The following is a 23,435-nucleotide window of genomic DNA, read 5'->3' on the forward strand; positions in this document are numbered from 1 at the left end:
TTCCATGCCGCCCGTTTTTTGTTTATTTTGGCGTCAACAAACCTTAAAGCTGACGCAACCACCACCAGAAGACGGACGGCCCGATGGCAAAGCTGGAAAACCCGGTACTCATGGCAAAGATCGGCGGCGCGCAGGGCCTGCGCGGTGAGGTCCGTGTCAGCACCTATACGGCCGATCCGATGGCGCTCGGCGATTATGGCAATCTGGTCACCGCCGATGGCCGCATCTTCGAAATTCTTGAGGTGCGCGAGGGCAAGAACGTTGTCGTCGTTCGTTTCAGGGGCATCAACGACCGCAATGCGGCCGAAGGCCTGAACGGGCTGGAACTGTTCATCGACCGCGATAATCTGCCCGACGACGAGCTTGACGATGACGAGTTTTATTATGCCGATCTCGAAGGGCTGGAAGCCGTTGATGCCGAAGGCAAAAGCTATGGCGCCGTCAGCGCCGTCTATGATTTCGGCGCGGGCGATCTGCTGGAGCTGAAAGGTGCGGGCCGTCGCCCTGCCCTTATACCCTTTTCGGAAGCAGCCGTGCTTGAGATCGATCTCGAAGCCGGGCGCATTCTCATCGACCCGATGGCCGCCGGACTGATCGACAATCCCGACGATAAAGACGAAACCGGCGCATCGCCTTTCGGCAAGAAATAAAGCAATGACTTTCAAGGCCACCGTTCTGACGCTCTACCCGGAAATGTTTCCGGGACATTTGGGATATTCGCTGGCGGGCAAGGCGCTGGAACGCGAACAATGGTCGCTTGAGGCCGTGCAGATTCGCGAATTCGCGACGGACAAGCACAGAAGCGTCGATGACACCCCGGCAGGCGGCGGTGCCGGCATGGTACTAAAACCCGACATTCTTGCTGCAGCCATCGACCATGTTTCGGATGGCGATACGCGACCGCGCCTGCTGATGAGCCCACGCGGCAAACCACTATCGCAGGACCGTGTGCGCGAACTGGCGGCGGGCGACGGTGCGATCATCGTCTGCGGCCGTTTCGAAGGCGTCGATCAGCGGGTCATAGAGGCGCGCGGGCTGGAGGAAGTGTCGATCGGCGACTACATCCTCTCAGGCGGCGAGCCGGCCGCACTGACGCTTCTGGACGCCATCGTCCGCGTCCTGCCGGGCGTCATGGGCAACGATCTGTCAGGTGTGCATGAAAGCTTCGAGGGCGGGCTGCTGGAACATCCGCATTATACCCGCCCGCAGGTATGGGAGGGCCGCGATATTCCCGCCGTCCTCACGTCAGGCAACCACGCCGCCATCGACAAATGGCGGCACGAACAGGCGCTGGCGCTGACGAAGGAAAGACGGCCAGACCTTCTTAAAAAGGCTCAGACCGAGACGAAATAATAGGCCGTCAGCACCAGGCCGACCGCAATGACCAGCCAGCGAATGATCCATTGCGGCACGCGCCTTGCCGTGTGCACGCCCGCATAGCCGCCAAGTGCCGCCGCCGGGAACATGATGAGCGCCGCCCACCAGGATACGACGCCGCCGCTGACAAAGATCGTAATCGCGATGATGGCGATCACCACCGACAGCAGGTTCTTCAGCGCGTTCAGATGATGATAGCTGCCGCCCGAAGTGATCCCGAGGATGGCGAGCATCATGATGCCCATGCCGGCACCGAAAAAACCGCCATAGATGGAAGCGAGCCCCTGAAAGACGAGGCTCGGAAGATTGCCGGGAGACCGCTCCGCACTGACCTTCGGACGCAGCCACGGGCCAGCGGCGAAAACGGCGGTGGCGGCGAGAAGCAGCCATGGAACCAGCTGGCGGAAGGAAGGATTGTCGAGCGACAGCAGAAGCAGCGAGCCGGCCAGCCCGCCGACGACGGAAACGGCTGACAGCAGGATCGCCTCGCGCCAATGCGCACGGATTTCCGGCCCATAGGCGATGACCGAGGTGATATAACCCGGAAACTGCACGATAGCCGAAGTGGCATTGGCAACGATGGGCGGCAGGCCGGCCAGCGTCATCGCCCCGAAGGTCAGGAAAGTGCCGCCGCCGGCAATGGCATTGACGACACCCGACAGAAAGCCGGTCGCAAACAGCATGAGAACGATGAATATGGACATGGCCCCTCCCAAGGTTTTCATGCCATATCCGGCAGAAAGCCGCTTCGCAACTGCAGGAACGCGGTGCGCAATTGATAAAATATTGTCATGAAAGGGATGACAAACGGCGCTGCCTCGTGTATGTGCCCGCGTGGAATTGGGGTTTACCCCTTTAACCGCAAGCAAAGAATGGCGAACCCGCTCCTGCCGCAAGGCATGATCCCAAGGCTTTGACCGAAGGACGAACCGTTGAGCGCTCTGGCTGTTTCAGAAGAAATCAGAGGTTAACATGACCAATATCATTCAGCAGCTGGAAGCCGAACAGGCCGCCAAGATCGAAGCAAAGCGCACCCTGCCCGAGTTTTCTCCGGGCGACACCCTGCGCGTCAACGTTCGCGTTACCGAAGGTAACCGTACCCGCGTTCAGGCTTACGAAGGCGTTTGCATCGCCCGTTCCGGCGGTGGCCTTTCCGAAAGCTTCACCGTTCGCAAGATCTCCTACGGCGAAGGCGTCGAGCGCGTATTCCCGATCTACTCCCCGCTGGTCGAAGGCGTTGAAATCGTTCGCCGCGGTAAGGTTCGCCGCGCGAAGCTCTACTACCTGCGCGACCGTCGCGGCAAGGCTGCCCGTATCGTTGAAAACACCGGTACGCGCGCCCGCAAGCTGAACGAATCCGAGCGCCAGGCAGCAGCCGAAGAAAAGGCACGTCTGGAAGCCGAAAAGGTAGCAGCAGCACAGGCTCTCGCCGCCGAGAAGGCAGCAGCCGAAGCCGCAGAAGCCAAGGCAGCAGAAGAAGCAGCAAAGGCTGCTGAAACCGCAGCCGAATAAGATTTCCATTTCGATGGATTAAAGAAAAGGCGGCCTTCGGGCCGCCTTTTTTGTGGTGTCTCGCTGCAAACCTAAAGCCGCAGACTGAGAATTGGCAAGCGGCCTGGAACTATGCTGCACGAGCGGTTTTATGCAGCTTGGAAAATCGAAAGAAAACTCGCCTTACTGCCCGCCTGCCGCGCGACCTTTCAGTCATTTCTCATGAAAGGATGCAGAAAGATTCCAATCAACTACAGATACTTACTTAATTTTTTCGTGTGGGTGTTTTAGCCCATCCTCGAATAGCATTGCCTAATTCCCTTTATTGTGCAATTTTCTTGCTGTTTTAGGTGTTATTATGTTTTTATTTAATTCTTTTTTAACAAGAAATAAGTCCGCTTTCCTGGCAGTTGGCCTCGCCAGCGCGTTGATGAACATCCTTAATCTTTCCGGCTCACTTTTCATGCTGGAAGTTTACGACCGCATTCTGCCCAGCAAGAGCATTCCCTCTCTTGTGGCGCTGGTCGTTCTGCTGATCGTTCTCTACGCGTTTCTCATGGGGTTCGACGCGCTGCGAGGCCGTATATTGGCGCGCATCTCGGACAATATGGACGACGCGCTCAATCAGAAGCTTTTCAGGGCGTCGATCAGCGCCCCGCTCCTTGCTTCCGGGAAGATCGATGGGCTGCAGATCGTCGGTGATCTCGATCAGATCCGCCAGTTTCTCTCAGGGCCGGGGCCTGCGGCCTTTTTCGATATTCCCTGGCTGCCCATCTATCTCCTGATCTGTTTTGCCCTGCATCCGTGGATCGGGTTCGCTGTGCTCGGCGGAGCCGTGGTTCTCATCGTGCTGACGCTTCTGACCAATTGGCTGACCGAAAGGGCGACAAAGCAGGCTTATACTGCGCGAGGGCAGAGAAACGTCCTCGTCGGCAGCAGTCAGCGCAACATTGAATCCATCAAGACCATGGGCATGATGGATGCAGTGACGTCCATGTGGGACGAGTTGCACTCCAGATATCGCTCCGTCACCCTGTCGACTTCAGATACGGCCGGCATGCTCGGCGCCATATCGAGAACCTTCCGCCTGTTGCTGCAATCCGGCGTCATGGCCATCGGCGCCGTGCTTGTCATCGACGGCCATGCATCGGCGGGCAGCATCATCGCAGGTTCGATTCTCTCTGCGAAGGCGCTCGGCCCTGTCGAACATGCAATCGCGAACTGGCGCAGCTTCATGACCGCAAGACAGGGCTGGAAACGCGTCAACGAGTTCCTGGAGCTGGTGCCGGAACCCATACCGCCGCTCTCCCTGCCGCGCCCGCAATTTACCGTCGCAGTCGATCGTGTAACGGGTGGGCCGCCCAATGGCGCACGCGATACGGTCGCCGATATTTCCTTCACGCTGAACGCAGGCGACGGGCTAGGCATCATTGGCCCAAGCGCGTCCGGCAAGTCCACGCTGGCACGCCTGATGACCGGCATCTGGCCCTATGAACGTGGCTCCGTCCGCTTTGATGGGGCCGCACTCAACCAGTGGGATTTCGAGTTTCTCGGCAAATCCATCGGTTACATGCCCCAGCAGGTGGAACTGATGCCGGGGACGGTGGCGCAGAACATTGCGCGCTTCGACCGCAATGCGACTGCGGAAGCAATCGTCGCCGCAGCCAAGGCTGCGCAGGTGCATGAGCTGATCCTGAACCTGCCCAACGGTTACGATACCTATATTGGCGACCGCGGCGAGGCTTTGTCGGGCGGGCAGAAGCAGCGCATCGGCCTTGCCCGTGCCCTGTTTGGCGAACCCTTCTTCGTCCTTCTCGATGAGCCGAACTCCAATCTGGACAGTGAAGGCGAAGGAGCCCTGCGCAATGCGATTGGCGACATCAGGGCGCGCGGCGGCATCGTCGTCGTCATTGCCCATCGCCCCAGCGCCATCGAAAGCGTCAATCTGGTGATGGTGATGAGCAACGGCCGGATGCTGCGCTTTGGCACGAAGGAGGAGGTGCTCGCGCAAATCCTGCGGCAGAACATCCGCCAGGTGCCTGAGGAGGAAGAAACGCGCAAGATTGAAAACCGGGTGAGCGAAAATGGTTGAAGCAGAAAAACCCGGCATGACGAATGCGTCCATTCTCAGACATTCGACGGCAGTGGTCGTTCTCGCCCTTGGCCTTTTGGTCGGATTGGGCGGCTGGGCTGCTTTCGCAAAGCTTGCCGGTGCGGTGGTGGCCACGGGCCGGGTTGTCGTTGAAGGCAATTCAAAAAAAATCCAGCATCTTTCCGGCGGCATCGTCAGCGAGATCAATGTCGCCGAAGGTGACAGGGTAGAGGCCGGCCAGATCCTCCTGCGGCTGAGCGCCACCGTCGTTCAGGCGAACCTCTCCATCATCGAGAATACGCTTGCGCAGCTCTACTCGCGTCGGGCCCGTCTCCGTGCAGAGATTGCCGAAGCACCGTCTTTCACTGTAACGGAAGACCTGGCGGCGCTGACGAGTTCGAAGGCGGCCAAGACCTTCATCGACAGCGAACAGAACCTTTTTAATAGCCGTCGCAACGCGTTGGTCGGCATGAAAAAGCAGTTGGGAACGCGCAAGGACCAACTCGGTGACGAGGCGCGTGGCCTCGAGGTGCAGGTGGAGGCGACGGACAATGAGCTTGCCATTGTAAAGGAAGATGTTTCCAAGACGGACGAGCTCTTCAAAAAAGGGCTCGTGACGCTCCAGCGCCTCAATCTCCTCAAACGCCAGCTGTCCAATCTCGAAGGCCAGCAGGGCCAATATATCGCCGCTCGTGCGCAAACGGTGGGCAAGCTGAGCGAACTGGATCTGCAACTGCTTCAGCTCGACGAAGACCGCAAATCGGAAGTCACGAAAGATCTGACATCAATCGAAGCAACCGTTGCGGAATATGAAGAACGGCTGGCGGCGACGCGCGACCAGCTGGATCGCCTCGATATCCGCTCGCCGATTGCCGGTCGCGTCTACCAGCTTTCAGTGCACAATATAAATGGCGTCATTCAACCCGGCGAAGTGCTGATGCTGGTGGTGCCGGAGCGGGATGAGCTTGCGATCGAGGCCAATATAACCCCGCGAGACATCGATCAGATTTACGTCGGGCAACCGGTCACCGTTCGCTTTACGGCGTTCAACCAAAGCACGACGCCGGATTTGAGCGCGGAGGTTGCTGTCGTTGCCCCCGATCTGCAGACGGATTCCCGAACTGGCACATCTTATTACGCGTTGCGCATCAAACCCGACAAGGCCGGCATGACACACCTACCTGGCGGGAAGTTGTATCCTGGCATGCCGGCAGAAGTATTTATCCAGACCAGCGAGAGGAGTGTTCTTTCTTATTTCGTAAAACCATTCCAAGACAGGCTCAGAAAAACCTTCGTTCAGGAATGATTTATTTCAGAAAAAGCGACTTTTAGAGAAAATTTCTCAATACACCAAATACGCGATTTTTCGAAAAAAACGTATTTCTTATATTGTATTATCGTTTTTTATGTATTAAATATTACCCGCAATAATTACTATTAATTTAATTTCAATTCATCAATTTCTCAAAGATTTATAGGAGTTTAAAATGGCGTTAAAAGTAACTTTCGGTAATGGCGGCGCCGCTTCGGTTTCCTCGCTTACCAGCCTGATCGACCAGGAAGCTTATAAGCTCCTCACGGAATCGACCGCTCAGGTCAAGAACGGTTCCTCGCTCGAATCCGGTAGCGTCAATGTCGGCGCTGTATCAGTTCCCGGCACCGGTGCAGGTGGTACGGTGGATGTCGGTTACGATGCCTCCTCGAACGGCTTCAAATTTGACGTATCGTCAGCATGGAATTCGGTAAAGAACGCTCTCGCCCAGTCCGACACCTCTGAAAACCTTATCTTCAAGGATTTCGTTCAGGTCGACGTTCATCTCGGCGGCACCGGTTCGTCCACCGTGGAAGTTCTCAATGCCAAGCGTGGCAACATCTCGACCGGCGCTGGCAATGACACGGTCACCGTCTCTGTCGTTTCGAATGAAAAGACCTGGGTAAACAATTTCAACATCGATACCGGGGCAGGCAACGACACGATCATCGTCAAGGCTGGCGCTGCATTTAACGACGCATCTGCGGCTGGCACGGGCGGTCTTGCCGCCAATACCGGTGCCGTGAATGGCGGTGCTGGCATCACCGACGGCAGCTTCACTTCCGTCAAGATCGATGCAGGTGCCGGTAACGATACGATCGACCTGAGCGGCGTGAAACTTGCGTCCTCACTGGTGACCGGCGGTAAGGGTATCGATCACATCATCGCAAGCGGTGGCGCCGATACCTTCGTCTTTAATCTCGGCGACATGGCCAAGAGCTTTGCGACTGATACCATCGAAGGCTTCAACGCCGCCGTGGACAAGCTCAAGCTGGTCGGCACGGTGATCGATAACTGGGCGGTATCGACGATCGATAACGACACCATCCTCAGCTACAACGTCACTGGCGAGCACAAGGGCGAAAAGATCGTTCTCTCCGGTGTTCACCTGACCGGTAGCGATTGGTTCACCGCGTAATTCTCTCGAAGAGAATTTCATTATTTGCCACTTAAAATGATCGTGGCCCGGAAACACCCGGGCCACGATTTTTTGCATGTGCGACGGTCGGCAATCGTGTCAGCTGTCGCTATCTTCCAAAGTCAGGCGGTCCTGACCTGATTGCCCATTCTGCGCGTTGCGATGATGACAAGCACCCCGGCAAGCGCCAGGCAGAAAGCAAGGAAGAACATCGGCGCAATGGTGCTGCCGGTCTGATCCTTGATCCAGGGCACCACATTCTGCGCCACGAAGCCACCCAGATTGCCGACGGAATTGATGGCGGCAATGCCGGCAGCAGCGCCTGCACCCTTGAGGAAGCGGCCGGGCAAGCTCCAGAACACCGGCTGGCCGGCAAAGATGCCTGCAGCGGCGATGCAGAGGAAAGCGAACTGCAGGACCGGATCACTGAGCAATGCCGACATCAACAGGCAAAACGCACCGATGAAGGCAGGGCCGACGATATAGGGCGTCTTGTTCTTGGCCTTGTCGGCCGCCAAAGGCACGACGAACAGTGCAACGGCGACGATCACCCAGGGGATGATGTTGATGAAGCCGTTAGCAGTGTTGGAAACGCCGAAGCTCTTCACGATCGTCGGAAGCCAGTAGCTGAGACCATAGGCGGCCAGCGGAAAGCCGACATAGCAAAGCGCCATAAACAGAACGCGCGGATTGACCAGCGCCTTGAAGCCGTCCTCCGCATGTTCTTCCATGCCCTTGTTTTCTTCGGCCAGCCGGTTCTTCAGCCAGGTTTTCTCATCCTGCGTCAGAAACTTCGCCTTTTCCGGGGTGTCGTCGAGATAAAAGAAGGTGGCGATACCGGCGATGACGGCCGGAATACCCGTGGCGAGGAACACCCATTCCCAACCGGCATAACCGAGGAAACCATCCAGATCGAGCAGCATGCCGCCAAGCGGTGCGCCGATGGCATTGGCAAGCGCGCTGAAGATCATGAACAAGCCGATCATGCGGCCACGATAATCGCGCGGGAACCAGAGCGTCATCAGGAACAAAACGCCGGGGAAGAAACCCGCCTCGCAGAGCCCGAGCAGGAAGCGCAGGATGTAGAACATCGTGGCGTTCTGCGTATAGGCAAGCGCGATGGTGACGGCGCCCCAGGAAACCAGAATGCGGGCGAACCATTTGCTGGCGCCGAAACGGTTGAGGAAAAGGTTGCTCGGCACCTCGAAGAGGAAATAGCCGATGAAGAACAGCGAAGCGCCAAGGCCGTAGGCATATTCGCTGAGGCTCAGCGCATCGACCATCTGCAGCTTGGCATAGCTGACATTCTGGCGGTCGATATAGGCGATGAGATAAAGAAGGCCAAGAAACGGCATCAGCCGCCAGGTGATCTTCGAGATAAGGGCTTTTTCGGATACCATATGCTTTTCCCTCCCTTCGATTGCTCGTCGAAATGCAAATGATAAGGGAACCCATCTATATGTGCATTGCAAAATACGCAAGTTGCACTGCATCATAACCGCCGGCAACCACTACAAGGCAGGCCCATTGGGGGCTTGAGCCATGATGCAGCGCATATAGAAAATGCCGAACCGTCGCATTCAGGGCTGTACGCATTCATATTGCCGTAAAACCGGCAATCTGCTATGAACGCTGCCATGGGATCTAAATTCGGATGTCTCGCGCAGAATGTTTATGTGCTGCAGGACCACAAGCGTCTGCCGGCACGGTTCTTTGCGCGCGTTTCCGGGGCGCTCACCAGCCGACTTAGGCTCGCCTGACAGCAGCACGCTGTCCACCGCCTTACTGAACCCTCATTACCCTTTTATATGACAAGGCACAGAGCCATGAGCGCACCCCGCACCCTGTATGACAAAATCTGGGACGACCACGTCGTCAATCGTGATCCCGACGGAACCTGTCTTCTCTACATCGACCGTCACCTCGTCCATGAGGTGACGAGCCCGCAGGCCTTCGAAGGCCTGCGCATAGCCGGTCGCCCCGTGCATTCACCTGCCCGCACGCTGGCCGTCGTCGACCATAACGTTCCGACCACGGCCGACCGGCTGGAAGGTATCAAGAACGAGGAAAGCCGCATTCAGGTGGAAGCGCTCGCGCAGAACGCTAGGGATTTCGGCGTCGAATATTATTCCGAGCGCGACAAGCGCCAGGGCATCGTTCACATCGTCGGCCCCGAACAGGGTTTCACCCTGCCGGGCATGACGATCGTGTGCGGCGACAGTCATACCTCGACCCACGGCGCCTTTGGCGCACTGGCGCATGGCATCGGCACCTCGGAAGTGGAGCACGTTCTGGCGACCCAGACGCTGATCCAGAAAAAGGCCAAGAACATGCTGGTGCGTGTCGACGGCAAAATCCCGGATGGTGTTACCGCCAAGGACATCATCCTCGCCATTATCGGCGAGATCGGCACGGCTGGCGGCACCGGTCACGTAATCGAATTTGCCGGCGAGGCGATCCGTTCGCTCTCCATGGAAGGCCGCATGACGGTCTGCAACATGACCATCGAGGGCGGAGCCCGCGCAGGTCTTATTGCACCTGACGAAACCACCTTTGACTACATCAAAGACAAGCCGCGCTCGCCGAAGGGCGAAACGCTGGAACAGGCCATCGCCTATTGGAAAACGTTGAAGTCCGACGAAGGCGCACATTACGACAAGGTCGTGGTACTGAACGCGGCCAATCTGCCGCCGATCGTCTCCTGGGGCTCGTCGCCGGAAGACGTGACCTCCGTTGAAGGGATCGTTCCCAATCCGGATGATATTGAGGAAGAAAACAAGCGTACCTCCAAATGGCGTGCGCTGGAATACATGGGCCTGAAGCCCGGAACGCGCATCACCGATATCGCCATCGACCGCGTCTTCATCGGCTCCTGCACCAATGGCCGCATCGAAGATTTGCGCGCGGCGGCGAAAATCGTCGACGGCCGCAAGGTCGCCCCCACGGTCTCGGCAATGATCGTGCCCGGCTCCGGTCTTGTGAAGGAACAGGCGGAAAAGGAAGGTCTCGACAAGATTTTCCTCGAAGCCGGTTTCGAATGGCGCGAACCGGGATGTTCCATGTGCCTTGCCATGAATGACGACCGCCTGAAGCCCGGCGAACGCTGCGCCTCCACCTCGAACCGCAATTTCGAGGGCCGCCAAGGCTATAAGAGCCGCACCCACCTCGTCTCCCCTGCCATGGCAGCAGCGGCGGCGATCGCCGGTCATTTCGTCGACGTGCGCGAGTGGCAATAGGTTCCTGACACCATCGTTTCAGGAAAGCCACCCGTCCCACACAGGGGCGGGTGGCTTTTTATTATGCCCCCTGCAAACGCCGTTGCGGCTGCGTGCCGTGCAGAAACACAGCAAAAGTATCCCAGGGCGGCGTGATGGAGAGCTGGCTCAGAATACGCGCGACCTCCCCTCTGTGAATGCCGGCATGCAGGACCATATGCGAGATCATCTCGGCACGGGACATGTAACCTTTGTCACCATCCGTAAAGGTGAAGGCGACAAATTCGCCAAGCGATGCCGGTGATGCCTTCCCGATGTAATCGAGATACCAGCCATCCAGAGCAGCGACATCCTTCGCAAGATCATCCAGCTGCGGCGTTGCCTCGGTATTGTCGGAGAGAAAACCATGCGCCGTACCGGTGAGATGGCCAGAAAAAATCCTTGCGACCACGTAATAATGATTGATCAGCCGAATTGCCATGTGCCGCTCGGATGCGTTCTGGACGGGATCGAGTTGTTGCAGCTTCTCGAACAAGTCCCTGTTCGCCCATGCGTGATAGCCGAGCAGGCTCCTGAGCAAATCCCTCATGACAATATCCTTTACATCTGAAAAACGTGAGCACTATGTTTATATTTTCGTCATGGAGGATGCCTTGTCTACTCGCATTGCAAAGCGGAAAACCGAGATGCGCAAGGAGCCGAGTCAGGAGCGTTCCAGGGCCACGGTCGATGCCGTTATCCATGCTGCGGCTCGTATTTTAAGCGATCACGGCTGGGCGGGTTTTACCACGAACAGGGTCGCCGAAACGGCCGGGGTCAGCATCGGCTCGCTCTATCAATATTTCCCGGACAAGGTTTCGATCGTGGAAGCGGTGCGCCATCGTCACCTCGAGGACTGTCTCTCCATCATAAAGAGCATCGCGCAAAAGCGGCAATCGCTCGCCAAATTCGTGGAAGAACTCGTGACCGGCATGATCGGGGTCCACAGCATCCATCCCGGCCTTCACAAGGTCCTTCTGGATGATGCGCCGAGCCACCAAGGAACGAACGATCCCAACAGCGCTTTCGAACAGGAATATCTCGGTCTCTATGCGGCAGCGATCGCGGCACATATGACAGCCGGTTCAAAGGTCGAAAGTGGAACCACGGCGCTGATCGTATCGGATGCCATTGACGGCATCATTCACAATGCCGCCCGCCGCGGAGAGCTGCAGTCGCCCAAAGTCAGGCGGGAAATGATCGCACTGGTTCACGCCTACCTGTCGCAGGCAACCGGCGAATAGGAGGCCGCAAGCTTATTCCGAAATGATCTTCACCCGTTGACCGGGCTGGATTGTGGCGGTGGCGCTCATGGCGTTGATCATGCGGAACATGTCCAGCTTCCGGTCGGTCCCCATCATCCGCGCCGCCATCGTCGCCACGGTTTCACCGGGCTTCACCGTTACCACCCGCACCCTGAGCGGCTTCAGCGAGGCTATTTCCTGCGGCGTCATCTTGCGGAAGCTGGTGCGCAATGTGTTGGCGATGGAATCGAGCTGGGTATTACCCTTCGGCACGGCCGTCAGGAAACGAAATATCTGCTGGCCGACGCGAATGACGGTCACGTCGAAATCCCATTTATCCGCGCTTGCCCGCGCCGTCGCAGCCTCCAGACCGTTGATCTGGGTTTCCTTGACGGTTTCCGGCAACAGGCCGGCAACCCAGCCGCTGGTCAGATAATTGGCAAGGCTTGTCTGTTTCGGATCGGCGACGCCGTCGAAGCGGATGGCCATATCGCCCGGCCCCGTCGCCAGAACGGCCTCAACCTTGTTGTCGATGACGAAACCTTCCGGCACATCGAAACGAATGCCGAGCGTTCCGTGCAGGAATGTCTGGCCCCGGACATACCCTTCCTGCGGGCTGTCGCCATAAAGCAGGCCGTCTATGCCGTCCAGAAACCACTCGCGACCACGATCCCCGACCTGGCCGTCCTGGCCGAAGGCGCGGGCATGACGGCGCGCAAGCTCGATACGCTGCGGCGTGTTGGGGTGGCTGGAAAGGAAGTCGAGGCTCTGGTCGTTTTCAGGATCGGCCGAGGAAAACCGCGCATAGGCCGCCATGGAATCCAGAAAACGCGGCGAGGCAAAGGGGTCATAACCGGCCTCGCCCAGCATCCGCACGCCGATCACGTCCGCCTGCAATTCCTGCTGACGCGAAAAGGCCGCGAGCCGCAGCTTGCCGCGCGCAAGCGCCTGCTTGCCGGCGAGATCGCTCGACAGAACCTCGGCAACCACGCGGCTGGCAATCACCTCCGCCTCTTCCCGGCGCTGGCGTTCAATGCCATGGTTGGCGGTGACATGGCCCATCTCATGCGAAAGCACGGCAGCCACTTCCGAAGCATCGTTGGCAAGCGCCAGAAGCCCACGCGTCACGTAAAGATATCCGCCCGGCAGCGCAAAGGCATTGATGGCCGGCGAGTTCAGGATGGTGATGCGGTAGGACTGTTGCGGATTTTCCGAAACCGCCGTCAGCGCGCCGGCGATGCGGGCGACGAGCCTTTCCGTCTTGGCGTCACGATATTCGCCGCCATAACTCGCCACGATGCGCGGATGCTCGCGCGCACCCATCTGGGCGCGGGGATCATTCTTCTGCACTTCTTCCACGGTCTGCGGATTATCCGAGGGGCGCAAGGTGGACTGATAGGCCGGGCTGAAGAGAGACTGGCACGACGACAGGAACACCGCAGACGCTGTCAGCACGGAACAGGCGGCAGCCATCCTGCCCGAACGGCGAAGGCCTGAACGGGAGAAGAGCCTCCACTGTGCAGTCATGCTATTTCTCATTCTCTATGCCTGCCCCTAACGTTCCTGATCATCCGTTAATTGCAGACCAGAATAACAGATTCGCCCCAACGGGCGATGAATGCCAAAACGGTAAAAACGATCCATCAAGTCCGGAATATTCCTGAAGAACGCAATAATTCCCATCTTTTCTCGGGCAACAACTTGAAACTGGCAAGTGCAAATTAGCGCCATTGAAGTCATCTAAAGCGATTGCCAGCGGCACGCGTCGAAAATAAGGCGATCACCCGTTCAGAAAACTGTCGACCGCCTTCACATTTTGTGTGGCGAAGAAATCTGCGGTCGAACCGGTATAGACAACACGGCCGCGTTCAAGAAACACCACCCGCTGCGCCAGCTTCTTTATGTCTTCGGGATGGTGGGTGACAATAATCACCGTGTTTTTTGTTTCGGCGTGCAAGTCGAGAAGCAGGGAGGTCATGCCCGCCCGCAATCCCGGATCGAGTGCTGCAAAAGGTTCGTCGAGCAACATGACAGGTTTTTTCCTGACCAGCGCGCGCGCCAGCGCCGCCCTCTGTCTTTCTCCACCCGAAAGCGTGCCCGGCAAGCGTTTGTCGAAACCCGCAAGACCGACACGGACGAGGGCCATCTCAATCTCTTGCCGGTCTTCCACCCGCAATTTCAGCCCGGGGCTGACACCGAGAGCGACATTGGTGAAGATATCGAGATGGGCGAAAAGATTATTATCCTGAAAGATTGATGAGACCGGTCTTTCCGAAGGATCGAGCGCCGTCACGTCCTGCCCGCCGATCATTACGCGGCCGGAATACGGTTCCTCGAAACCGGCGACGAGATTGAGAAGCGTAGATTTTCCCGAGCCGGATGCACCGACAACGGCGGTTATCTGCCCCTTAGGGAACGAACAATCAAGTTCGAAATCTTGTGTTCCAAGCCGCAGGCTGACCTTGTCCAGTTCAACGGCAAAATCATCGACTGTCATATGCTCGCCCTTGCTGATTGGGATTGCCGTGAAACGCCGCCTGCGGCAAGCAGCAGGCAGACGATGCCGAGAAGGAAGGCGTAACCGGCGGCATCATTGGTGCGATAGCTGCCCATATTGCTATAGACCAGCCACGGCAGGGTGACGAAATTTTCCGAGCCGAACAGGGCAACCGCGCCTAAATCGCCGAGCGACAGGGCCATGGCGAAGGAAAACGCCATAGCCAGCGGCCGCCACAGAACCGGCAGATCGGCAAACCGCAGCCGCGCGAAACCCTGAAGCCCGAGACTGGCGGAAAGCCGGCCGGTGCGTAAAAAATGACTGGTGAAGGCCGGTTCCAGTACCCGCATGGCAAGCGGCAAAGCCATCAACATATTGATGAGCGCCACGAGAACGGGTGCGTAGAAGCTGACATCACCGAAAACCCGCAATAACAGGAACCACCCGCTTCCCAACACGACAGGCGGCACCAAGAGCACCAACGAAGACCCCGCCCCAAGCATGGCGGAGAGCAAGCGCAGAGGCTGCCCCACCTGCCGTCTGGAGCCTACCGCCTGGCGCGCGCCGATGATCGCCATGCAGCAGAGCACGACAAGGGCTGCGGAAAGCGCGGCGATTGCAAGGCTGGTCGCCGCCGCGCGCAGAAAAATCGGTGCAGACAGAAGACGCGGCAGATCGGCACTCAAACCCGAGACAGCTATGGCGACAAGCGGCAGGCCGATCAGCAGAATAGCGAAGACAATGGCCGCCCCATCCCACAAACGTGCGCCGATGCTCTTGCCATCGAAACGGCGAAGGGAACGACCAAGCGAAGGGATTTCCGCTTCGGGCGACGGCAAAAAGGCGAGAAGGCCGAGCAGAATTGCGGTGAGGGCAATCTGCAAAACCGAAAGCGTAATCGCCCGCTGCGGATCGAAATCGAACCGCAGCGCCTGATAGATCGCCACCTCCAGTGTCGTGGCTGCCGGCCCGCCGCCTAAAAGAAGCACGAGCGTGAAGCTGGTGGCGCACAACATGAAGATAAGCCCGGCGATACCGGGAACGAGACGCGCGACCGCCGGCCATTCGATAAAACGGAAAACCGAGACCGGCCCCATGCCGAGGCTTGCTGCCATGCGCCAATATTCGCCCGGAATACGTTCAAGCCCGGCCAGCATCAGCCGGACCGAAAGCGGCAGATTGAAAAACACATGGGCGATGAGGATGCCGGAAAGGCCGTAAATGCTGAAAGGTTCATCCGCACCGGCAAAAACGAGGGCCGTATTCAAAACACCCTGCCTGCCCCAGATGGTGACGATGCCGAAGGCGCCAACGATGACAGGCAGACCCATCGGCACCGCCATCAGCCTGATGATCCAGATCCTTCCCGGAAACTCGCGTCGCCGGGAAAGCGCCAGCGCCACCGGCAGGCCAAGAACAATGGAAAGAAGGGTGGAAAGCGTTGCCTGATAAAGCGTGAAACGCAGGATGCGCAGCGTATAGGCATCCATGATACCGGCAGCAGACGCGCCCGCATCAAAAGACAGGAGGGCCGCAACGGCGAGCGCCATGAATAGGAAAACGGCGGCAAAAGCCGCCGTTCCGAAAATGATCGATCGCCGATAATCGCGACGCAGCATCATGTGCGAGCGTGCCTCTTCCTCAATTCATGCTCATGGCCGCGAGCCATTCATCGATCCACGCCTTGCGGTTCTTCGCCACCTCTTCCGGATCCATCAGGAAAGTCTTCTGCGGCACCACGAGTTTGGAAAAAGCCTCCGGCAAGGGATTGGACGTTGCCGCAACCGGCATCATCCAATTGTTTTCCGGAATGGCATCCTGAAAACCTGATGTCAGCGTGAAAGCGAGGAACTGCTTTGCCAGCTCCTTGTGCGGCGCGTTTTTGAGAAGGCCGGACACTTCGATCTGGATATAATGCCCTTCGGAAAAAGCCGCGGCCTGATAACGATCCGTTTTTTCGGCGACCATATGATAGGCGGGCGAGGTGGCGTAGGAGAGCACCATCGGCACCTCCCCCTTGGTGAAAAGGCCGTAGGATTCCGACCAGCCCGGCGTGACGGTGAGAATGCGCTTCCTGAGCTTTGCCCATGCTTCCGGGGCCTTGTCACCGTAGACCGATTTTACCCACAACAGCAGGCCGAGCCCCGGCGTGGAGGTGCGCGGGTCCTGAATGGCGATCTTCTGCGAGGGGTCGCCTTCCACCAGCTCTTTCAGGCTCGTCGGTGGGTTCTTCACCGTCTGCGTGTCATAGATGACGGCAAAATGCCCGTAGTCGTAAGGCACGAAAACATCGTCCCTGTAACCGCCCGGCACCTTGGCGGCCGACGCATCGACGCCGCTGACATCAAAAAGACCGGTCTGTTTCGCCTCGGCGACAAGATTGGTGTCGAGACCAACGACCACATCCGCCCTGGACCCTGCGCCTTCAAGCTTCAGACGGTTAAGAAGCGCCACACCATCCGCAACACCGACGAAATTGACCGTGCAACCGCAGACCTTCTCGAAGGCTTCTTTTACCTTGGGACCGGGACCCCATTCGGAAACGAAGCTCTCATAGGTATAGACTGTCAGTTCTTGCTTGTCCTGCGCGGCGGCTAGACCGGGCAGGAACAGCGAAGCGGCAACAAGGGAATTCAGGAAAAGACGACGGCGCACGGGTATCTCCTCAAAACAAAAAGGGAAATAGCCGCCTGCCTTGAAGCCGTCTAATCCCTCCGCCGGTATGAACCGGATCAGGTTCTTCGGGTTGGCAAGCCTCTCAGCCTTTTGCACGCAAGCGCAAAAGACACCCCGTTAGATCAAGATGATGGTGTAGTCCGGTCGTCACTGCTTGGCAAGATGGCCGCCGTCAGCCCTGCTCTGTCATATGCACCAGCTCCCAGACGTGCCCGTCAGGATCCTGAAAGCTGCCGGCATACATGAAGCCGTGATCCTGCACGGGTTTCCACTCACTGCCACCGGAGGCAAGCGCCGTTGCGATCATCCGGTCAATTTCGTCGCGGCTTCCCGCCGTGAGACAGGTCAGAACCTCGGTGGTGCGCGTCGCATCGGCGATGTCGCCGTTGATGAAATCGCGGAAACGCCCTTCCTGAAGAAGCATCACGAAGATGTTTTCTTCCACGATCATGCAGAGCGTGCGGTCGTCAGAATATTCCGGATTGAAGCTGAAACCGAGAGCCGTGAAGAAGCTTCTTGATTTCTCGATATTCTTGACCGGCAGATTGACGAAAATCATGCGCATTTTCACAACTCCTCCAAACGAACCGGCATAGAACGGCAATTCCGCTTTTCTGTCAAAGACCGAAGGAGGGTCGATCAAACGAGGGGCCTGCGGCCTTCAGCCTTCCAGTTCCTCGCGCAGCATCTCCAGCTCCAGCCATTCTTCTTCCATGGTCTCGAGCTTTTCACGCAGCTTCGTCATTTCCTTCGCCAGCGTGTTGAAAGTGGCCGGATCCTTGGTGAAGAGATTAGGATCAGCCATGCGCTCCTCGCGCTTGGCGATTTCGCCTTGCGCCTTTTCCATCTCCTTCGGAAGATTTTCGAGCGCGAATTTCTGCTTGAAGGAAAGCTTGCCCTTGGCCTTTGAAGGATCCTGCGACGCGGAGGCCGAAGGTGCGGCCTTCGCTTTTTCCTGCTTCTCAGCCTTGCGTTTTTCTTCCGCAGCACCCTTGCGCTGCGCCATCATGTCCGAATAGCCACCGGCATATTCGATCCATCGTCCATCCGGCTGGTTCGGATTGACCGGGGCGATGGTGGAGGTGACGGTGCGGTCAAGGAAATCGCGGTCGTGGCTGACGAGAATGACCGTGCCGGAAAAGCCAGCGACGATTTCCTGCAAAAGATCGAGCGTTTCGATATCGAGATCGTTGGTCGGCTCGTCGAGGATCAGAAGATTGGTCGGCCGCGCCAGAATGCGCGCCAGAATAAGGCGGGCGCGCTCGCCGCCGGAAAGGTTACGGATCGGCGTGCGGGCCTGTTCCGGCTGGAACAGGAAATCCTTCATGTAGCCCGTCACATGCTTCAATTCGCCGTTGACCAGCAGGTTTTCGCCGCGACCATCGGTCAGATAATGCGCGAGCGTATCGTTGGGATTGAGATCCTCACGTTTCTGGTCGAGCGTCGCGATCTCCAGATTGGTGCCGAGCTTCACCATGCCGCTATCGGGCTCAAGCTGGCCGGTGAGCATCTTCAGAAGCGTGGTTTTACCGGCGCCATTGGGGCCGACGAAGCCGATGCAATCCCCGCGATGGACACGCAGCGAAAACGGCGCGACGATCACACGCTCGCCGTAGGCCTTGGTGATGGCCTCGGCCTCGATGACCAGCTTGCCGGATTCGCGCCCTTCGGTGACGGTCGCCTGCACCGTGCCCTGCGGCCCCTTGTGGCCACGATATTCCGCGCGCATGGCCTGAAGCTCACCGACGCGGCGCATGTTACGCTTGCGCCTCGCGGTCACGCCATAGCGCATCCAGTGTTCTTCGCGTTCGATGGCCTTACCGAGCTTGTGCTGCTCCAGCTCTTCCTCTTCCAGCACCTTGTCGCGCCATTCCTCGAAATGGGCAAAGCCGCGATTAAGACGGCGGGACTGGCCACGATCGAGCCAGACGGTCGAAGTCGAGACTTTTTCGAGAAAACGGCGGTCGTGCGAAATCAGCACCAGCGCGCTGCGCGTCTGCTGCAAATCGCTCTCAAGCCATTCGATGGTCGGCAGATCCAGATGGTTGGTGGGTTCGTCGAGCATCAGGATATCAGGTTCCGGCGCCATCACGCGGGCAAGGGCCGCACGTCGCGCCTCACCGCCGGAAAGGCTTGCCGGATGTTCCTGCCCCGTAAGGCCGAGATGCTCAAGAAGATAGGTGACGCGATAGGGATCGTCGCCGGGTCCGAGCCCAGCCTCGGCATAGGCCTGCACGGTGTCGTAACCGTTGAAATCCGGCGCCTGTTCCAGATAACGGATGGTCGCGGACGGATGCCGGAAAACCTCACCCGACTGCGCTTCAACGAGACCCGCAGCGATCTTCATCAGCGTCGACTTGCCCGAACCGTTGCGCCCGACAAGGCAGATGCGATCGCCCGGCTCTACCTGGAGATTGGCGCCATCGAGCAGCGGGGTCACGCCGAAGGTCAGCTTGATGTCATCGAGTTTCAAAATTGGGGGTGCCAAGGTGTCAGGCTCCGGTCAGATCATAAGGGCGGGCGAGCACGATGGCTTTTCCGCTTTTCAGCGAGAAATGCACGGGGCCGCCATTCGCGACATTGGAAATAGTGCGGGAGGAGCCGAAAGCAAGCGCGAAATCCTTCAGCGGATAACGCACATTGCCGATATCAAGCCCCGCAAGGGCGGTAAATCCGGCAACAGAAAACAGCGAAGCGGGCGGCAGATCGACATCCAGCAAACCGGGAAGCAGCGGCCGGGCCTCTTCTTCACCTGACGTCAGCGTAACGTCGATACCACGTTCGGCCAGCGCCACCGCGTAAAGAAGGTGCTGCAGCGCATGGTCGCTTCTCTCGCCTCCAAGCGCACCGACAAGCACCAGCGAATGCGCTCCACGGGAGAGAGCTTCCGATACCGCGATCTCGCCATCCGTCACCGCCTTTGCGGCCGGGTACGGCTGCCGCGCCACATCTGGCCAGGCGTCCAGCAACTCTTTGCTGGCGGAATCGAAATCCCCGACCCACAGCTCCGGCGCAAGGCCAAGCGGCCGGGCATGGCGCATGCCGCCATCGGCCGCAATCACACGGCTATCCGCGACCGCCTCTTTCAGACGATCGGTCACCGTGACATCGCCGCCAAGCAGAATGGTGAAACGCTCTTTATCCATGCTCTGCCTTACCGCACCTCGGCCAAAAATGGAAAGCCGAAACCCCGATGAAATCAGCCTATATTGATTTTCGCCGGCTTCGGGATTATGAAACGCCTCAGTGGTGATTTGCCGACCGGCTTGCAGCCACTTTAAAGAAGTCGCTAAAGGGTCGAGGAAAAAGGCAATTTCCTGGGACCGGTCGCGATTTCGCTGCCGGTTTTTTTTGTTTTCGCAACGTTCTTTACGTGATCCGGAAAAGAGAGTTCGACATGCCGATCAAGATTCCCGATACGCTTCCCGCTTTTGAGACCCTCGTTCACGAGGGTGTGCGGGTCATGACTGAAACGGCGGCCATCCGGCAGGATATCCGCCCGCTCCAGATCGGGCTTCTCAACCTCATGCCGAACAAGATCAAGACGGAAATCCAGATGGCGCGCCTCGTCGGCGCTTCGCCGCTGCAGGTGGAACTGTCGCTGGTGCGGATCGGCGGCCATCGCGCCAAGAACACGCCGGAAGAGCATCTCCTGTCCTTCTACGAGACGTGGGAGGAAGTGCGCCACCGCAAGTTTGATGGTTTCATCATTACCGGCGCCCCCGTGGAGACGCTGGCCTATGAAGACGTGACCTACTGGAACGAAATGCAGAAGATTTTCGAATGGACGCAGACCAATGTCCATTCGACGCTGAATGTTTGCTGGGGGGCGATGGCCGCCATCTATCATTTCCATGGCGTGCCGAAGCACGAACTGAAGGAAAAGGCTTTCGGGGTCTATCGTCACCGCAATCTTTGCCCCTCGTCGATCTACCTGAACGGCTTTTCGGATGATTTCCAGGTTCCTGTCTCGCGCTGGACTGAAGTACGCCGCGCCGATATCGAAAAACATCCGAGACTCGAAATCCTGATGGAGTCAGAGGAAATGGGCGTTTGTCTGGTGCATGAGAAGGAGGGCAACCGGCTCTATATGTTCAACCATGTCGAATATGATTCGACGTCGCTTTCGGATGAGTATTTCCGGGACGCGAATGCCGGCGTGCCAATCAAGCTGCCGCATGATTATTTTCCGCACAACGACCCAGAACTTGCCCCGCTCAACCGCTGGCGCAGCCATGCCCATCTGTTTTTCGGCAACTGGATCAACGAGATATACCAGACGACGCCTTATGATCTAGAAGCCATCGGGCAACTGGCCGCTTAAAGCGCGTCGCGTTTGGTCAAACGCATGCGACGCGCTTTCTTGTTTGTTTTAAGCATGTCTTTGTCCCAAAACCGCAGGACACTTTTGGGAGACATGCTTTGAATTGCGGGATTGCGAATTGCCGGAAAATGACGCAACGTCCGCCGGCAATTCATGGCAAACGGGAGAATGATGTTATGGGCGACGCGGCGGCACGGGAGAATTTCGGTTTCACGGCGACCGGCGAAAAAGTCGAACGCGTCACCATCTCGAAAGGCGGGCTGACGGCCAAGGTCATCACCTGGGGTGCCGTCATTCAGGATCTGCGCCTTGAGGGCCACCAGCCGCCGCTCGTGCTCGGCTTCGACAAGTTCGAGGATTACAAATATTCCTCCTATTTCGGCGCCACCCCCGGCCGCAACGCCAACCGTATCGGTGACGGCCGGTTCTCGATCGACGGGCACGAATACCAGCTGGAGCTGAACGAAAAGGGCGTAACCCATCTGCATGGCGGCAGCGACGGCATGGGCAAACGCAACTGGATGCTGATGGAACATGGCGAAAGCCATGCGATTCTGCAGATAATCGATCCCGATGGCCGCGCCGGTTATCCGGGCAATTGCACGGTCACGGCCACCTATACGATCCTCGACGGCGGTGTGCTTTCGGTGGTCTATGAAACGGTGACCGACAAGCCGACCATCGCCAATGTCTGCCAGCATTCCTATTTCAATCTCGATGGGGCAGATACCGCACTTGGGCATGAGATCAGCATCGCTGCTGACTTTTACCTGCCCACCAACGACAAGCAGATACCGACGGGCGAAATCCGCTCCGTCGAAGGAACCGTGTTCGACCTTCGCCAGACAACACCGATGCGGCGCAAGGAGAATGGCGAGCAGGTCCTCTACGACCATAATTTCTGCCTTTCGCCCGAACGTCGCGCCAAGCGCAAGGTCGCCCGCGCCTATTCGCCGGCCTCCGATATAGCTCTCGAGGTTCACACCACCGAACCCGGTGTACAGCTTTATTCGGCCTTTAAACTGGACGTCCCGGTTCCCGGCCTCGATGGCCGTCACTACGGCCCCTTTGCGGGTTTCTGCCTGGAAACGCAGATTTGGCCAGACGCCGTCAATCACCCGGATTTTCCGCATGCAATCCTGCGGCCGGGCGAAACGCTTCGTCAGGAAACCGACTATATTTTCAAGAAAGGCTGAAGCAGCGCGCTAGGGTCAGTCCAGCACGCAGCCAACATAGCCGCCGGAGGCGCGGGCGCGACGCTCGATAAGGCCGGCAAGCCGTTGCAATCCGCGTCCCGGCTTGCTGGCAACGCGGTCGATGGGATTAGGTAATGAAACAGCCAGCAGCGCCGCCTGGCGGGAACTGAGCTTTGCGGCCGGCACCTTGAAATGGTGCTGTGCTGCGGCCTCAATGCCGTAGATGCCAGGTCCCCATTCGGCAACGTTGAGATAAATCTCCATCATCCGTTTTTTGGACCAGACGAAATCGGCGGCGATCGCCAGCGGCAATTCCAGCCCCTTGCGCAGGAAAGAGCGGCCGTTCCAGAGGAACAGGTTCTTTGCCGTCTGCATCGGAATGGTGCTCGCGCCACGGGTGGAGGCCCCGTCGAGCGCATTGCTGACCACGGACTGCATCTGGTTCCAGTCCACGCCGCCATGGAAACAGAATTGCCCGTCCTCGGACATCATCACCGATTGAACAAGGCGCGGGGAAATATCCTCGAGCGGCACCCAGCGTCTGTCATAACCCTGAAAGGTCACCAGATCGGCGAGCATCAGCGTCGAGACCGGCCGGAAAAACGGCAGTGCATAGACCGGGATCAGCAGATAGGGCAGGATCAGCAAAGCCAGCAAGGTCATGATGATGCGCTTTACCAACGTGCGAAAATCCACCTTCGGACTGCTCCGGTCTTCCGCCAGCACGGCGTAATCTGCGTCGCTTTCAGGCGTACTGCTCAATATTCGTCAAAGCCCCGCACCAATTGAAGCCTTTCATAGTCCATTGCCGCCTTCAAGGCGAGTCCGGTCAAA

General features: G+C 58.0%; 21 protein-coding genes and 2 riboswitches. Of the genes, 10 read left to right on the forward strand and 11 right to left on the reverse strand.

Going from position 1 to position 23,435, the window contains the following annotated elements:
- Window positions 1–83 precede the first annotated feature (83 nt).
- Both rimM and trmD read left to right on the forward strand, forming a co-directional pair.
- A complete protein-coding gene (rimM, locus tag DA915_RS24855) occupies window positions 84–650 on the forward strand; it encodes a ribosome maturation factor RimM (RefSeq protein WP_020809776.1) in 567 nt (188 codons plus the stop codon).
- 4 nt (window positions 651–654) lie between these two features.
- Window positions 655–1,353, forward strand: a complete 699-nt coding sequence (gene trmD / locus DA915_RS24860; RefSeq protein WP_107677615.1) for a tRNA (guanosine(37)-N1)-methyltransferase TrmD — start codon at window positions 655–657, stop codon at window positions 1,351–1,353.
- Here trmD and DA915_RS24865 read toward each other — a convergent pair.
- Window positions 1,335–2,081 (reverse strand): sulfite exporter TauE/SafE family protein, encoded by a 747-nt coding sequence (locus DA915_RS24865; protein ID WP_107677616.1) that lies wholly within the window; start codon window positions 2,079–2,081, stop codon window positions 1,335–1,337. The two genes, trmD and DA915_RS24865, sit on opposite strands and share 19 nt — an antisense overlap.
- A 268-nt stretch (window positions 2,082–2,349) precedes the next feature.
- Here DA915_RS24865 and rplS point away from each other — a divergent pair, with 268 nt between their 5' ends.
- The 4 genes from rplS to DA915_RS24885 all read left to right on the forward strand — a co-directional run bounded on the left by rplS (window position 2,350) and on the right by DA915_RS24885 (window position 7,410).
- Window positions 2,350–2,889, forward strand: coding sequence for a 50S ribosomal protein L19 (rplS, locus tag DA915_RS24870; RefSeq protein ID WP_003505101.1), 540 nt, complete (start codon window positions 2,350–2,352; stop codon window positions 2,887–2,889).
- A gap of 337 nt (window positions 2,890–3,226) precedes the next feature.
- The gene (locus DA915_RS24875) at window positions 3,227–4,960 is read left to right on the forward strand and encodes a type I secretion system permease/ATPase (RefSeq protein ID WP_107677617.1); all 1,734 of its coding nucleotides are present in this window, start codon (window positions 3,227–3,229) and stop codon (window positions 4,958–4,960) included.
- Window positions 4,953–6,266: an HlyD family type I secretion periplasmic adaptor subunit gene (locus DA915_RS24880; RefSeq protein ID WP_107677618.1), complete on the forward strand. Its 1,314-nt coding sequence runs from the start codon at window positions 4,953–4,955 to the stop codon at window positions 6,264–6,266. The genes DA915_RS24875 and DA915_RS24880 overlap by 8 nt, the downstream gene beginning before the upstream one ends.
- Window positions 6,267–6,447: 181 nt before the next feature.
- Complete coding sequence (locus tag DA915_RS24885; protein WP_087745143.1) at window positions 6,448–7,410, forward strand: rhizobiocin; 963 nt, start codon at window positions 6,448–6,450, stop codon at window positions 7,408–7,410.
- A gap of 122 nt (window positions 7,411–7,532) precedes the next feature.
- On the opposite strand, the gene DA915_RS24890 is transcribed toward DA915_RS24885, so the two are convergent.
- Window positions 7,533–8,810, reverse strand: a complete 1,278-nt coding sequence (locus DA915_RS24890; RefSeq protein WP_087745145.1) for an MFS transporter — start codon at window positions 8,808–8,810, stop codon at window positions 7,533–7,535.
- A 426-nt stretch (window positions 8,811–9,236) separates the two neighbouring features.
- Between DA915_RS24890 and leuC the strand changes: the two genes are divergently transcribed.
- Window positions 9,237–10,646, forward strand: a complete 1,410-nt coding sequence (leuC, locus tag DA915_RS24900) for a 3-isopropylmalate dehydratase large subunit (RefSeq protein ID WP_003505108.1) — start codon at window positions 9,237–9,239, stop codon at window positions 10,644–10,646.
- 61 nt (window positions 10,647–10,707) lie between these two features.
- Here the strand turns inward: leuC and DA915_RS24905 are convergent, their stop codons facing one another.
- On the reverse strand, window positions 10,708–11,214 hold the full coding sequence (locus DA915_RS24905) for a DinB family protein (RefSeq protein WP_107677619.1): 507 nt from the start codon (window positions 11,212–11,214) through the stop codon (window positions 10,708–10,710).
- Window positions 11,215–11,311: 97 nt separating this feature from the next.
- Here DA915_RS24905 and DA915_RS24910 point away from each other — a divergent pair, with 97 nt between their 5' ends.
- Entirely contained in the window at window positions 11,312–11,908 is a 597-nt protein-coding gene (locus DA915_RS24910) for a TetR/AcrR family transcriptional regulator (RefSeq protein WP_107677620.1), read from the forward strand.
- A 12-nt stretch (window positions 11,909–11,920) separates the two neighbouring features.
- Here DA915_RS24910 and DA915_RS24915 read toward each other — a convergent pair whose 3' ends face one another.
- The 7 genes from DA915_RS24915 to DA915_RS24950 form a co-directional block, all read right to left on the reverse strand.
- Window positions 11,921–13,381, reverse strand: coding sequence for a M48 family metalloprotease (locus tag DA915_RS24915; RefSeq protein ID WP_065695313.1), 1,461 nt, complete (start codon window positions 13,379–13,381; stop codon window positions 11,921–11,923).
- Window positions 13,382–13,688: 307 nt separating this feature from the next.
- Entirely contained in the window at window positions 13,689–14,405 is a 717-nt protein-coding gene (locus DA915_RS24925) for an ATP-binding cassette domain-containing protein (protein ID WP_107677621.1), read from the reverse strand.
- Entirely contained in the window at window positions 14,402–16,027 is a 1,626-nt protein-coding gene (gene thiP / locus DA915_RS24930; RefSeq protein ID WP_107677622.1) for a thiamine/thiamine pyrophosphate ABC transporter permease ThiP, read from the reverse strand. Before thiP ends, DA915_RS24925 begins: the two co-directional genes overlap by 4 nt.
- 19 nt (window positions 16,028–16,046) lie before the next feature.
- Window positions 16,047–17,060 carry a thiamine ABC transporter substrate binding subunit gene (gene thiB / locus DA915_RS24935; protein WP_107677623.1) on the reverse strand — a complete coding sequence of 338 codons (1,014 nt, stop codon included), beginning with the start codon at window positions 17,058–17,060 and terminating at the stop codon, window positions 16,047–16,049.
- Between the two features lie 37 nt (window positions 17,061–17,097).
- A riboswitch (TPP riboswitch) is annotated at window positions 17,098–17,208 on the reverse strand.
- 45 nt (window positions 17,209–17,253) lie between these two features.
- Window positions 17,254–17,646, reverse strand: coding sequence for a VOC family protein (locus DA915_RS24940; RefSeq protein ID WP_107677624.1), 393 nt, complete (start codon window positions 17,644–17,646; stop codon window positions 17,254–17,256).
- A 96-nt stretch (window positions 17,647–17,742) separates the two neighbouring features.
- The gene (locus DA915_RS24945; RefSeq protein ID WP_107677625.1) at window positions 17,743–19,569 is read right to left on the reverse strand and encodes an ABC-F family ATP-binding cassette domain-containing protein; all 1,827 of its coding nucleotides are present in this window, start codon (window positions 19,567–19,569) and stop codon (window positions 17,743–17,745) included.
- Window positions 19,570–19,573: 4 nt separating this feature from the next.
- On the reverse strand, window positions 19,574–20,227 hold the full coding sequence (locus DA915_RS24950) for a thiamine diphosphokinase (protein ID WP_003505123.1): 654 nt from the start codon (window positions 20,225–20,227) through the stop codon (window positions 19,574–19,576).
- A gap of 90 nt (window positions 20,228–20,317) precedes the next feature.
- Window positions 20,318–20,394: riboswitch (SAM riboswitch) on the forward strand.
- 84 nt (window positions 20,395–20,478) lie between these two features.
- Between DA915_RS24950 and metA the strand changes: the two genes are divergently transcribed.
- A complete protein-coding gene (gene metA / locus DA915_RS24955; RefSeq protein WP_003505125.1) occupies window positions 20,479–21,405 on the forward strand; it encodes a homoserine O-succinyltransferase in 927 nt (308 codons plus the stop codon).
- 176 nt (window positions 21,406–21,581) lie between these two features.
- Window positions 21,582–22,601: an aldose epimerase family protein gene (locus DA915_RS24960; protein WP_060727358.1), complete on the forward strand. Its 1,020-nt coding sequence runs from the start codon at window positions 21,582–21,584 to the stop codon at window positions 22,599–22,601.
- Between the two features lie 15 nt (window positions 22,602–22,616).
- On the opposite strand, the gene mtgA is transcribed toward DA915_RS24960, so the two are convergent.
- The gene (mtgA, locus tag DA915_RS24965) at window positions 22,617–23,264 is read right to left on the reverse strand and encodes a monofunctional biosynthetic peptidoglycan transglycosylase (protein WP_244600788.1); all 648 of its coding nucleotides are present in this window, start codon (window positions 23,262–23,264) and stop codon (window positions 22,617–22,619) included.
- Between the last annotated feature and the right edge of the window lie 171 nt (window positions 23,265–23,435).

The organism is Agrobacterium sp. LAD9 (assembly GCF_003031125.1).
In the GTDB taxonomy this organism is placed as follows: domain Bacteria; phylum Pseudomonadota; class Alphaproteobacteria; order Rhizobiales; family Rhizobiaceae; genus Agrobacterium; species Agrobacterium radiobacter.